At 35.2% G+C, this 12,854-nt stretch carries 9 protein-coding genes; 6 read left to right on the top strand and 3 right to left on the bottom strand.

Translation table 11 applies throughout. The features are described 5' to 3' along the window. Nucleotides 1–180 precede the first annotated feature (180 nt). A complete protein-coding gene (locus tag C245_RS0113840) occupies nucleotides 181–1,011 on the bottom strand; it encodes a Sir2 family NAD-dependent protein deacetylase (RefSeq protein WP_017497199.1) in 831 nt (276 codons plus the stop codon). Between the two features lie 380 nt (nucleotides 1,012–1,391). Between C245_RS0113840 and C245_RS0113835 the strand changes: the two genes are divergently transcribed. Both C245_RS0113835 and C245_RS0113830 read left to right on the top strand, forming a co-directional pair. Next, on the top strand, nucleotides 1,392–2,153 hold the full coding sequence (locus tag C245_RS0113835; protein WP_157495869.1) for a hypothetical protein: 762 nt from the start codon (nucleotides 1,392–1,394) through the stop codon (nucleotides 2,151–2,153). A gap of 152 nt (nucleotides 2,154–2,305) precedes the next feature. Next, on the top strand, nucleotides 2,306–3,337 hold the full coding sequence (locus C245_RS0113830; protein ID WP_017497197.1) for a hypothetical protein: 1,032 nt from the start codon (nucleotides 2,306–2,308) through the stop codon (nucleotides 3,335–3,337). Between the two features lie 28 nt (nucleotides 3,338–3,365). Here the strand turns inward: C245_RS0113830 and C245_RS0113825 are convergent, their stop codons facing one another. Next, nucleotides 3,366–4,721 carry an MBL fold metallo-hydrolase gene (locus C245_RS0113825; protein ID WP_017497196.1) on the bottom strand — a complete coding sequence of 452 codons (1,356 nt, stop codon included), beginning with the start codon at nucleotides 4,719–4,721 and terminating at the stop codon, nucleotides 3,366–3,368. 1 nt (nucleotide 4,722) lies between these two features. Then, entirely contained in the window at nucleotides 4,723–5,553 is an 831-nt protein-coding gene (locus C245_RS0113820) for a restriction endonuclease (RefSeq protein WP_017497195.1), read from the bottom strand. Nucleotides 5,554–6,025: 472 nt separating this feature from the next. Between C245_RS0113820 and C245_RS0113815 the strand changes: the two genes are divergently transcribed. Genes C245_RS0113815 through C245_RS0113800 form a run of 4 tightly spaced genes read left to right on the top strand, consistent with a single transcriptional unit; the run spans nucleotide 6,026 to nucleotide 12,771 of the window. Then, nucleotides 6,026–8,848 (top strand): TonB-dependent receptor, encoded by a 2,823-nt coding sequence (locus C245_RS0113815; RefSeq protein ID WP_017497194.1) that lies wholly within the window; start codon nucleotides 6,026–6,028, stop codon nucleotides 8,846–8,848. A gap of 27 nt (nucleotides 8,849–8,875) precedes the next feature. Beyond that, the gene (locus C245_RS0113810; protein WP_017497193.1) at nucleotides 8,876–10,078 is read left to right on the top strand and encodes a DUF4876 domain-containing protein; all 1,203 of its coding nucleotides are present in this window, start codon (nucleotides 8,876–8,878) and stop codon (nucleotides 10,076–10,078) included. Nucleotides 10,079–10,089: 11 nt separating this feature from the next. Beyond that, nucleotides 10,090–11,598, top strand: a complete 1,509-nt coding sequence (locus C245_RS0113805; RefSeq protein WP_157495867.1) for a DUF6850 family outer membrane beta-barrel protein — start codon at nucleotides 10,090–10,092, stop codon at nucleotides 11,596–11,598. A gap of 30 nt (nucleotides 11,599–11,628) precedes the next feature. Next, a complete protein-coding gene (locus C245_RS0113800) occupies nucleotides 11,629–12,771 on the top strand; it encodes a cytochrome-c peroxidase (RefSeq protein WP_017497191.1) in 1,143 nt (380 codons plus the stop codon). The last annotated feature ends 83 nt before the right edge of the window (nucleotides 12,772–12,854 follow it).

The following is a 12,854-nucleotide window of genomic DNA, read 5'->3' as shown; positions in this document are numbered from 1 at the left end:
TATACAGTTTCCCAGTTTTCTTCAAAGTAAAGAACTTGACGTTTATTCGTCCTAAGCTATGTTTAACGTGTTGAAAGGCATTTCTTTTACGCATAGGAATGCCGCCTTTTTAAGGTTAAAAAAGGCATTTCATAAATTACATTGCACGCTGTGACGGATGTGGATGAAATATAAAATAATCTATTTCCCGATTATATTCTGCACTATCTCTCGTATTGTTTTTAAGGTCTCTGTAGAAGTTTCGCGAATGATTATTTTATTTTTCTTCTCTTTAATACGTTCCGTGAATAAATTATCCTCGGTATTAATATCGACTATTGTTCCTCCGTACTTCAAGGTAGTTTCTGCAATAGCCATCGGCAGATTTGTTGCTCCGGATGTTCCAACGATAAAGAGAATACCGGAATTCTTGGCAATTTTTAAGGAACTGAATTTTTTGTTTGTTTTTTCGTCGTAATACTCATCAAACCACAAAATATTGGGTCTCATCCAGCTGCCGCATTGTTTGCATTTAAGCAATTCTATATCTTCTTTTGTCAAATCCTCGTCTATATCTTTTCCTTTGACTTCTATAGGCAATTTTTCTATTTCCTTACAGCCGTTCGAACATTTAATTTCTCTGGTTTTTCCGTGTATTTCATAGATTCTTTCTGTACCGGCACGTCTGTGCAGGTTGTCTATATTTTGTGTTATCAAATGGAATCTGTCTTGCAGGAGGTTTTCAATTTTTACTATTTCATGGTGACTCTCATTGGTCTGAGCGTTTTCAAACATCTTTTTTCTAAACAGTGAATACTGCCAAACCTCTTCAGGATTTTCCTTGAAGTATTTAAAAGTTCCAAACTCTTCCGGTTTATGAAATTGAGTTCCTTTTACCCATATCCCGTCTGCTCCTCTGTAAGTTGGTATTCCACTTTCAGCGGAAATTCCTGCACCTGTTAAAAATGTAAATCCATTTCTATTTCTTTTATGATAAACCTGACTTATGATTTCAGTAAGTTGTTCTTTCATTTTTTAATTTCTTTCAATACTTATTTTACTTTTTTTTTATGTTATATTCAATAACACTTTGACATGAGAACTTTAGAATCTTTTTATCTAAAACTATTTACCTTATGCCCTGATTGTTTAAAAAAGCCAATTTAAAGAATAATTTAAGTTCGAAGTGATATATATTACATTTTCGTAATTTTTTCATGGAATATGGAGATTTACTTTTCTTACCTACTAAACTTAGTTTTCTTTTTTTCTAAATACTGATGTACATTTGGCTTGACTATAATTCAATATAATTTCCACACATGTTTAAAAATACACTTCTCTGTTTAGCTTCAATTATATGTTTTTATGCCTGCAACCGTTTTGAAAAGGAGAAAGCTCAAAAAACTGTAATGGCAAACGATAGTTTAAGAAATGTAATCCTTAATGCAGCAAAAATCGAATCAGAAATAAGGGATAATACTATTTATCCGGTTTATAATCTCACGAATAGTACGACAGCTATAGTTATTGAAATCTTTAATTCTGACAAAATATCCGAATATGAAAAAATCTACCGGAAAATAAATGAAACAGATTCATTAGAAACTTATTTTTACAATCCCTTAACTGCAAAGAATAGAAAATTCGAATATTATGACACTTTAGGGATCGTTCAACTTGTTAAAAGTAACATCTTAGAAAAAGAAATCAAGAAAATTATACAGCCAAAATACTATGTGTATGGAACCAAAGGATTCTCAGAAATGGCTATTGATGAAGTACTTTGCAGAATTGATGATTGTCGGGAGAATTTTATAGCTTTAACTCTCAAAAACTATGATACTGCCAAAAATGGCAAACCTCTCATCTGTAGTGTCAAACCCTTAAAACTTAATTACGGAGAAAATTACTTCGCCGTTCAAAGAAAAATTCAAAAAATGGATGACAGTATCGTATACCGATATAGTGATGCTGACAGCACCAAAACAAAAGTTTTTGCTAATATAGGACCTGCTTATTTTGTTTACAATGACGATTTTTTATGGGGAAAAAATGCAAACCTGTCCAAATGTAAATTTCCAGAAAGGAGAATTCTTATCCAGGAGAAAAACAATACTTTTAAAACCATACTTCTTGGCGGATTGGATTTGTATGGATTAAGTTGTGATTAGCAGGTGATATAGAAAAATGAATGTTTAGCGTAATACCTGTTGTGTAGTAAACGAATAATCTAAAAAGATCAAATTAGAAAAGAATTTTGAACCTGTAAATTAAATTGACAAAATAAATTTTATCTTTCCTGTAAACTAAAACTTAAAATTAATTGAATACCATTAAGAGCAAACTGACTTTAATTCTTTTGTCTTTTGTCCTTTTTTATTCTTGTAAGAAAGAGGATAAGAGTTCTAATAACAATAGTAACCTAAAGAATCTACAATCTGATAGTAAGGAAAAAAAAATTGATGGAGAAAAAACCACAACTCTATTTTCCTTTAATACTACTGAGAATACGGAGATAGTAAAAATATCCGGGAGTGAAGTTAGCGAAGATGACAACTTTTTACTAGTTGGAGATAAAAACATACTGTTAGTTTCAAAGTATAAAAAAAATAAGCCACAACAATTAATTCAAAGTGACACCTTATTAATAAGTGATTATAATCATGTTACTATAGACAGACAACTCTTTTTAAGAAAAAAAGTGAAAAATGCAGATTATTTTCTATTTGCCTTAATGGAGTCTCCTTTAGGTAATGGAGATCATAGCTTATATTTGAGTTTTATAATGTTGAACTTAAATACTCTCAAGTATTATACCTTAAAATATGAAGGCGAACCTACTCTAAGATCTGATAATGCGGTTGATGGAAATTTTTTAGAAAATACAGAATTAGATCACAACACCGCGATCAAAAATGAACTATATCGCTTCGCAAATAAGAGTAAATGGATTTATAGTCCATCAGAAGAAGAAAAGGATATTAACTTTTATAAGAATTTTGAACAAAAATGGTACGAAGACAATTATACTGAAGATGGAAAATCATCTTATCCAGCTGTTGTGAAAAGTACTTATTATTCGGAGGATTTATTTCAATTTAACGGAAGAGGTAATGACGATGAAGCCATTGAAAATGCAGATTTTAAAATTGTTCCCTACTTTCGTCATAACCTCATTGGATATGATAAGAATAAAAGATTATACTTCCCAATTAAGGTCGAATCATGCGCTCACGGATGTGCTAAAACTATAGAATTTCTGTCTGAACATGAAATAGAAGTATCATACGAAATGAATGTACAACAGCCTGATACTATAGATCTGAGTAAAATAATATTTACCAATAGACCCTAGCTTTTTTTGAAGAAGTTACAAACCTATCCTAAATTTCCATTTCATTCCCCATTAACGGAACGGTACATTTAAAGTGGTACTGCTTCTGGATTTTAACACGCAATTCATCGGCAGGCAGGTTTTCACCGTGTACAAGAAAAACGCATTTCGGAGTGTTTTCGAGAGCAGAAAGCCAGTTTAACAGGTCTTTTTGATCTCCATGTGCGGAGAGTCCTTCGATCTGAAAGATTTTTGCTCTTACGGAATAATAGTTCCCATATATTTTGATTTCTTTGGCGCCTTCAAGCAATTTTCGTCCCCGAGTACCTTCTGCCTGATACCCCACAAAAATCACTGTAGTTTTTTCGAGACTTATATAATGTTCAAAATACGACAATACCCTTCCTCCTGTTGCCATACCACTAGCGGCGAGAACCACCTTAGGCTGGGGATTTTCTATAATCCGCATGGTTTCTTCGTACTCTGAAACTATAGTGAACATTTTAGACATTTCGTGGCAATCCTCGACGGATAGTTTATGCCATTGCAGGTTTTCTAAGAATACATGCAGCGCATTACTCCCCATTGGAGTATCGAGAATATAGGGAACGTCCGGAATTCTGCCTTCTTTTTTGAGCTTCCACAATAAAAACATAACCGATTGTACCCGCTCTACAGCAAAACCGGGTATGATTACCGTCTCTTTTTTTGCTATGGCTGTATTGATAAGTGTTTCCAGTTCTTTCTTTACGTCCAACTCTGCATGCAGTTTGTTTCCATAGGTACTTTCCAGAAAAATATAATCGGCCTTTACGGGTTTGGTTGGCGGAAACATCAATACATCATCATCACGTCCAATATCACCCGAAAATACTAACGTTTTAGTTTCGGCATTTACAGTAATACTGCACGCTCCAATAATATGTCCTGCATTTTGAAAAACGGCGGTGGTACCATCTGTAATCTCTACTATTATATTTGGTGCTATTATTTTAAAAAACGGAGTAACAGCTTCTGCCTGCTCTACGGTATAAAGCGGTTCTGCCTGTTCATGTTTAGAGTATTCTTCTTTGTTGGCTCTTTCGGCTTCTTCTTCCTGAATTTTGGCACTGTCTAAAAGCACTAGTCTGGCTATAGCTTTGGTTGGCGCGGTACAGTATATTTTACCTTTAAAACCCTGTGCTACTAATCGGGGCAACCAGCCGCAATGATCCAGATGACCGTGCGTAAGAAGCACAAAATCTATTGTGGAAGGTAAAACAGGTAACGGATCCCAGTTAAGTTCTCTCAATGCTTTTATACCCTGAAAAAGTCCGCAATCAATTAATATCCTGCTGTTTTGTGTTTCTATGAGTGTTTTTGAACCTGTAACGGTTCCTGCACCTCCTATAAATTTTACTTTCATCTTAGATAAGTTTACAGATTTGTGAAGCTTCGTGTACTATATTCTTGATTCGGTTTGGACTCAGTCCAATTTTTTTTAGTCCTTCCTGATCGTCAAGAAGGTCTTTTACCAGTATCTGATCGAGGAAAAGCAATTTTTCTTTTTCGACCATTGATAGTGTTGTCAGGCAGGTAATAGGATAAAGCGCTCCCCTATCAATTTTATTTTTAAGATTTTTATCTGGCGGATAATCCCAGCTTAAAAGAGAAATTCCGCTACAGTTGGCAAAATCCTGCGCGTCTTTGGTAAAACGATTGTTGGTTACGATGATACAGGATGTGAAAGTTTCATTATTAGAAAAAATAATATGTCGTTTTTCTCTTAGATCATTAAAACGAGAAAGAATATACATGGGGACTTTTACATCTGAAGCCCCATCTTTGCTTCCGTGAAACTTGCATTCTATCATCGTTATCGCATCGTCTTTCATGATAGCAACGTCTACTTCATGCGAGACGCATTTACCCTGAAGCGTTAGATTTATTTTGGCTTTAAACCCTTCTGCGGCATATAATCTTGCAATGAATTTCTCAAAATAAAACCCCGCAGGACCAAGCATCTGTAAAGCCTGTCTGATATTGTAACGAGCGGCATATCCATTTGCGGTTTTCTTTAAAATTGCAAATGCCATCTTATAGATTTCTTTGGTGGTAATACCATCATACATCTGCTTTTCGATCTGAATCATAGATTCTGTTATAACATCGGGAGCAGCTCCTGATTTTTTAAGGGAAAGCTTCAGTTTTTCTTTGTCGAAAGGAACTTTGTGTCCCGAGTGCTTCGTGATTTTCATGGCAGATAATGAGTTTTAAGAACTGTTTTTATTTGAATACAAAAGAACAGTAAGCAATTAGCTGTGGTTCAATTCTAACTTTTTGTATTGGCTTCTACCGCCAGTTTCCGGGGCTGGAAACCTCTATTTTGAGCATTATTTATTCATAATTCTTACGAAATACAGCTCTTGAAGATTTGGTCTTTTTAAACTAAACAACCATTTTTACTCACGTTTTTTCTGTTTATAAAACTCAACAAAAACCCTATAAACAGTTGATTTACTAAACGATATAAAAAGTTGTTATAGTAACAAATTTCGGGAAATATTTTTGATAATCGGCATTTTCGCTCTAATTTTTAAATCGTGAGCAAACGTCGTAAAAATATTTTTTATCAACAATTATTTTTATCCAGTCTAAATTAAGTTACATTTGCAACGATTAACCGCCTTTTTGTTATATAGCTTATTCAGCTAACAGATATTTAATACAATGACTTCTTTTAATAGCCTTATTACATTCCTGCTAAAAAGGATTGTATCCGTTCTGTTTTTATTATTCTCTCTTTTTTCTAACCTTAGTTTTTCTCAAAACACTGCTAAAATTACTCTTCAGATTACCGTTTACGATGCTGAAAGTAAAATTCCTTTAAAAGGTGTTTTACTTTCTGTAGAAGGAATTCATCAATATAAAGCGCATTCAGACGATTTTGGGAGTATAGTTTTAAACTCCATTCAAAGTGGCAGTTACATACTTAAACTTTCTCATTTAGGCTACGAAACGATCGAGAAAAATTTCGAGTTTAAAACAGGACAAAGTCTTTCTTTCGGATTAGTCCCATCAAGTGTACAGCTAAACGAAGTAGTCATTACAGCCGTAGAATCTCGTGGTATGACCAGTACCTCTGTTATCGATAAAAAAGCCATGCAGCATTTACAGCCTTCAAGTTTCACCGATTTGCTGGAGTTACTCCCTGGCGGACGCTCAAAAGATCCTGTATTTAATGCTTCGAATCATATTAAATTAAGAGAGGTTGGAACAGCTGATTCTAATTATGATGTTTCTTCACTTGGAACTTCTTTTGTAATTGACGGGATTCCAATAAATACCGATGCAAATCTACAGTATACCACCGGACTCAATATGTCTATCACACCGGGTTCAGGATATGCCAATACACGCCGCAATACAACTTCTAAAGGAGTAGATATGCGCTCTATTTCGACAGATCAGATTGAAAGAGTCGAAATTGTGAGGGGAATTCCTTCGGTAGAATATGGTGATTTGACGAGCGGGCTTATTAAAATTCAGCGAAAAAGAGGGCGTACCAATTGGGAATCTCGTTTTAAGGCTGATGAGTTTAGCAAATTGTATTATTTAGGAAAAGGTTTTGAATCTGAAGAAAAAAAATTGATTCTGAATGTGGGAATTGATTATTTAAATGCAAAATCAGATCCGCGTAACAGTTTTGAAAACTACAAAAGAATTACATCCTCTATACGGGCACAAAAAATTTGGGAGAATGATTCGCATCAGCTTCAATGGGATTCGAGTTTAGATTATAGCGGTTCTATAGACAATGAAAGAGCAGATCCGGATGTGGGTTATACCAAAATTGACCGATATGCTTCAAGCTATAATCGGTTCTCATTGGCAAACTCTTTTGATTTAAAGTTTAAAATGGCACCGTTTTTAAAAGCAATTCATTCGTCGGCAGCAATAAATCAGCAATTCGATAAAATTGAGCAAACCAAATGGGTTCAGGTCTCAAGTGCAACAGCTATTCCTAATACTACCGAACAAGGTGAATCTGACGGAATTTTTCTAACGCCACAGTACATTTCTAATCTTACTGTTGATGGAAAACCTTTTGATGCCTTTTTTAAAACCATGGGAGATTTCGAAATTCATTTATTTGGAATAACGCATGCTTTAAAAGCGGGTTCGGAATGGACTTATTCAAAAAATAACGGAAAAGGACAGGTTTACGATACTACTCATCCCCCATCTCCAGAAATGTCCACACGTCCCAGATCGTATAAAGACATTCCGGCGAGTACTGATCTTTCTTTTTTTGTCGAAGATGTCCTGTCCATTCCAATTGGTAAACACCAATTAAATCTCGCAGGAGGTCTTCGGGCGATGTCGTTGTTGAATGTGCCATCGGCTTATAGCATTTCGGGAAAATACTATTTTGACCCCCGAATTAATACGCAATGGGTGTTTCCATCTTTTAAAATGGGGAAACATTTCCTAAAAACAGAACTTACGGCCGGTTTCGGACAGTATACCAAATTTCCAACACTCGCTCAACTTTACCCGGATTTTATCTATAATGATCTGGTACAATTGAACTATTATCATAATACACCGGAGTACCGAAGAATTAATTTAATGACTTATAAAACATCTGCTGTATATTACAATCTAACACCGGCTATAAATAAAAAATGGGAGGTTCGAGCGGATTTCTCTTATGACAATAATCGTTTTTCGATTACTTTTTTCAATGAACGTATGGATTCCGGATTTAGAAATAATTCTCAATATCAGGCGCTATCGTATAAAAAGTATGACAACAATTCTATTGATCCTTTAACCTTAACCTCACAACCAAATTTAGCTGATATGCGTTTTGTTAGAGACACACTATTAACGTCATACAACACAACTAATAATGGAAGTAAGCTACTCAAAAGCGGGGTTGAATTTCAATTTTCCTCCAAACGTTTTACGGCAATTAATACCCGATTTACTCTAAATGGAGCCTGGTTTAAAACCACTTATACCAATAGCAGTCCGGTTTACAAAAGAGGACAGAAAGATATTATCATTGATGGAAAGAGGCTTCCTTATTTAGGACTGTATCAGTTTGATGATGGTTCTGAAAAACAGCAGTTCAATACCAATTTGATTGTAGATACCTACGTTCCTCCTCTTGGCTTAGAATTCTCGGGATCTTTTCAGTTTTTATGGTTTAGAAGTGATCAGTCGCTTCCTATGAACGGAACACCAATTGCTTATATTGATCCTTCTGGAAAACAGCATCCTTATCTCGAAAAAGACCTATCAGATCCTATTCTGCAATGGCTTGATATTAAATACAATGATGCTCTTTTTCAAAAAAAATCAATCCCAATGTCGATGAATATGAATCTGAAAGTATCTAAAGATTTTTACAAGAGATTTAGAATTTCCATGTTCGTTAACCGACTCTTCAGTTACTATCAAAACTATGAAATTAATGGTCAGAAGATCGAGCGACGCGGTCTTACTTCACCTTATTTCGGGATGGAATTAAACTTGAATTTTTAACTTTTAATATTAAATAAATACCCAATTATGAAAATCAGATTACTACCCATTTATCTAACAATAGCCATAATGGCACTATTACCATCCTGTTCTAAAGATGATGACAACAGCAATAAAGAAACGGCTTTAACTTTAACACTTGTAAATCCGGAAGATCTAAGCAGTGTTACCTTTTCTGATGTTTCCGTTTCTTTTAAAGAGCGTAATACCGGTAAAGTAACCCAAAGTAAAGCTTTAAATAATAATATCTCTGTCTCTTTAAGTGAAGGTTCTTACGAAATATCTATTGACGGAAAAATCAACTATACAATAGACGGTAACATTATCGAAGCTTCGGTAAGCAGCTATAAAGAAGCGGTCGTGATTACTGGTGGAAGTGCCTCCGTTTCTTTAAATCTTTTCCTCAAAACAACACAATCTGATTTTGTGATTGAAGAGGTATTTTTTACAGGAACCAAAACGCCACAGGGAAAACAATATTCAGGTGACAAATACTTTAAAATTCATAATAATACGGATAAAGTATTGTATGCAGATGGATTAATGATCGCGCAATCGGAATTCATGACAACTGACAAACAAGACTATACCCCGAATATCATGGCGCAGTCGTTTGCGGTATCAGCTGTTGCAATTGTTCCCGGTAACGGAACTACTTATCCAATCGCCCCGGGTGAGTTTTTTGTAATTGCCGAAGATGCAATCGACCATAAAGAATACAATTCAGCTTCGTTGGATTTAAGAAAAGCTACTTTTGAATTTTATACAGAAGACGCTGATGATGTTGATAATCCTTCTGTTCCAAATATGGAGAATTTATTCTCTTCTATGGTAATTCATAACAGAGGTTTTAAAAGTTTTGTTATCGCTCGTATGCCTATAACCAAAGCAAAATATCTAACGGATTATACCTATAACTACGAATACAATCTGGTATTTGGCGGAGAAAGTTATCCAATGGGCGAAAACGTGTATTCAATTCCAAATTCATGGATTGTAGACGCTGTTAATTTAAGTGTTGAATCTGAATTTAAATGGATTGTTACTGCTCCATCGCTGGACAAAGGGTGGACTTATTGCGGAAAAGTAGATTCAGATGCAACGCGTTATGGAAAAAGTGTTCGTCGTAAAACGCTGTCCACTAATTCAAACGGCAAAAAAATACTAAAAGACACTAATAATTCGACATTAGATTTTTCCCCTGAGGTTAAACCTTCTTTAATGAATTAATGAATTTAATCATGAGCTTTCGTTCCCTATTTCTATTTATTATTTTGAGTTGCAGTTTGCTGCAGGCACAGGACAGTACTTCTGTACTCCTTCGCATTCAAGAAGACTTGTCTCCCGAGAATACTTTTGCCCGAAGATTTTATACCAATCCTGCAAATCAGCATTATGCCCGCCGTTATTCTTTATCAGAATTGAGCGCGGGTTATAGTTCGGCAGCACAGCAAACCAATATTCAACAGTTGGGAAATGGAATTCGTCAATTTCTTATTAAAGCACAATCGTATTATAAGATTAATTCTGAAAATACTGTTTTTGGAAACGCTCATTACAAGAATGGTAAACGCAAAAATGTGCGTTGGAACGAAAGCTCAGATTATCAAATAATCTATCCTTATGTAACGGCAGATTCTATAGGAGGTGATCTTTCGTATGAAGAGTACTCCTTTAGTGGCGGTTATGCTAAAGCATTTAATAAAATAACCCTGGGTATTAGTGCTGATTACAGGGCATTAATGGAATATCGGGATATTGATCCAAGACCTAAAAATACGGTTTCAGATCTTAATGTTTCTACCGGTATTTCCTTAAACATTAGCGATCATTATGTATTAGGTTCTGCTTTAAATCTGCAAAAATATACACAATCTAATAATCTAAAATTCTTTAGCGAATTAGGGGCTCCCGCAGTTTATCATATGGTAGGACTTGGCGTGTACAATAAATTACTGACCGGAAATAAACTGAGTTCGTATTATGACGGAAGAGGCTATGGCGCCAATATGCAGTTTTTTCCAAAAGACCGAAATGGATTTGGTTTACTACTGGGATACCATCAATTTGGTTATGAAAAAATCATGACCGAATTCCAAAACCTTGTCGCGTCTACAATTTTAGAGAATCAGTATGATGGAGAGGTTTCTTATTTCAAAAAATCAAAAGAAAAGTTTTGGGGTGCAAAAATTGGACTTTTTTACACAGACCGAACTGGAAAAGAAAATATATTTGACAATCAAAGTACCACATCTTACATCAAAATAGCCGAGCATACCAAATACACCAATCAGGTTACATCTATTGTGTTTTCAGGATTGTACTACGTTCCAAATCCTGAATTATCATGGTCGATTGCGCCAAGCTTTACCTTAAAAAATACTGCGGAAAAATATCTCGATCCTCTTCGAACTATTGACCTACAGCAAGGTATCGGCCGATTGGATTTTGCCATTTCTAAACTTTTATCTCCATCCTTACTTAATGTTTCGGCTTCACTCGAACACAACTGGATTTTAAGTTCAGAAATGGAATTAAGCGATCGCAAAGCCAATTTAATTTTTAATATGCTCGATTATAACTTTACTTTTTTGTCCTCTTCCTACACTAAAATAAATCTCGCTGCAAGATGGGATTACAAGTACCAACCTGATCTTAACTTTTTCGTTAAGACAAGTCTGGATTACTACCGTTTTCCTCAAAAACAAAACAACACTTTTTTTCAAATGTCAATAGGTTTGACATTTTAATTTTAATTATAACATCACTATCCGCTTATAATGAAGTCCCTTTTATTAAAAACCTCTTTTTCTATTCTTTTCATAGGCCTAATTTATGTATTGTTAAGTTTCAGCGCTGCCTTTAGTGAGAAACTTGCAAGTACAAATTGGCGTGAAATCTATAGTAAACCAACCAGTCAATGGCCAAAACCTACTATTGATGACGGTGTGCAATGGCAGGAATTCGAATCTCTTGCGATCGATACGAGTTACTACGATACCATGGAAAATCCTAAAGTAATTTTAGGACAGCTGCTTTTTTTCGATCCCAAACTTTCGGGGTCTAATCAGGTATCCTGTAGCAGTTGCCACGATCCGGAACTGGCTTGGGGAGATGCGCGTGAAGTATCTTTAGGGAATGATCATTTGCAAGGAAAAAGAAATACACCTTCGTTATACAACATCGGAGCCCGAAAATCATTCTTTTGGGACGGACGGGCTGCCACTTTAGAAGAGCAAGCTCAAGGGCCCATTACGGCGCATCATGAAATGAATATGGAACCTAAAAATCTGGCTAAAAAATTGAGAAAAATTAAAGGTTATCCTGTTTTATTCCAAAATGCTTATGGAAATTCCGAGATTACTTATGAAAAAATCCTGCAGTCACTGGCCGTATTCCAAAAAACAATTTTAAGCAAACGAAGCCGTTTTGACGCCTTTATGGATGGCGATTACACGCAATTATCAGATCAGGAAATCTATGGTCTGCACCTTTTCCGAACCAAAGCAAGATGTATGAATTGTCACTCCGGAAAATACATGACCGATGAGTCATTCCATAATATTGGGCTTACTTATTACAAAAGAGAATATGAAGATTTAGGACTTTATACGGTTACTAAAAAAGCGGAAGACGTTGGGAAATTCCGAACTCCTTCTCTTCGTGATGTAATGCATACAGGCCCCTGGATGCACAATGGCTTATTTGATAATATCACCGGAATTGTGAATATGTATAACAGCGGCATGCACATGATTGATCCTGATGCAACCGAAAAAATAGCAGATCCGCTATTTCCTAAGACAGATGTTTTAATGAAGCCGTTAAATCTTACTGATGACGAGATTGTGGCTTTGGTTTCCTTTATTAAAACGTTATCCGGAAGACAGTATAAGATGGAAAGACCACAAATACCAAGATAACTTTGGTCTTTAAATGAATAATACTTCAGAGAAAATTTTCTCTGAAGTATTATCTGTTATAATTGATTACGGACTGGTTTAAG

The organism is Flavobacterium sp. WG21 (assembly GCF_000335775.1).
Lineage (GTDB): Bacteria > Bacteroidota > Bacteroidia > Flavobacteriales > Flavobacteriaceae > Flavobacterium > Flavobacterium tructae.
Note: the sequence above shows the minus strand (reverse complement) of the source record. Positions and strands in the feature narration are given on the sequence as shown.

Bases quoted from the DNA above. Each gene is read 5' to 3' on its own strand.
- C245_RS0113805 (WP_157495867.1), top strand. From the start codon at position 10,090: ATGAGCTTTCGTTCCCTATTTCTATTTATTATTTTGAGTTGCAGTTTG.
- C245_RS0113815 (WP_017497194.1), top strand. From the start codon at position 6,026: ATGACTTCTTTTAATAGCCTTATTACATTCCTGCTAAAAAGGATTGTA.
- C245_RS0113820 (WP_017497195.1), bottom strand. From the start codon at position 5,553: ATGAAAATCACGAAGCACTCGGGACACAAAGTTCCTTTCGACAAAGAA.
- C245_RS0113835 (WP_157495869.1), top strand. From the start codon at position 1,392: ATGGCAAACGATAGTTTAAGAAATGTAATCCTTAATGCAGCAAAAATC.
- C245_RS0113840 (WP_017497199.1), bottom strand. From the start codon at position 1,011: ATGAAAGAACAACTTACTGAAATCATAAGTCAGGTTTATCATAAAAGA.
- C245_RS0113800 (WP_017497191.1), top strand. From the start codon at position 11,629: ATGAAGTCCCTTTTATTAAAAACCTCTTTTTCTATTCTTTTCATAGGC.
- C245_RS0113825 (WP_017497196.1), bottom strand. From the start codon at position 4,721: ATGAAAGTAAAATTTATAGGAGGTGCAGGAACCGTTACAGGTTCAAAA.
- C245_RS0113810 (WP_017497193.1), top strand. From the start codon at position 8,876: ATGAAAATCAGATTACTACCCATTTATCTAACAATAGCCATAATGGCA.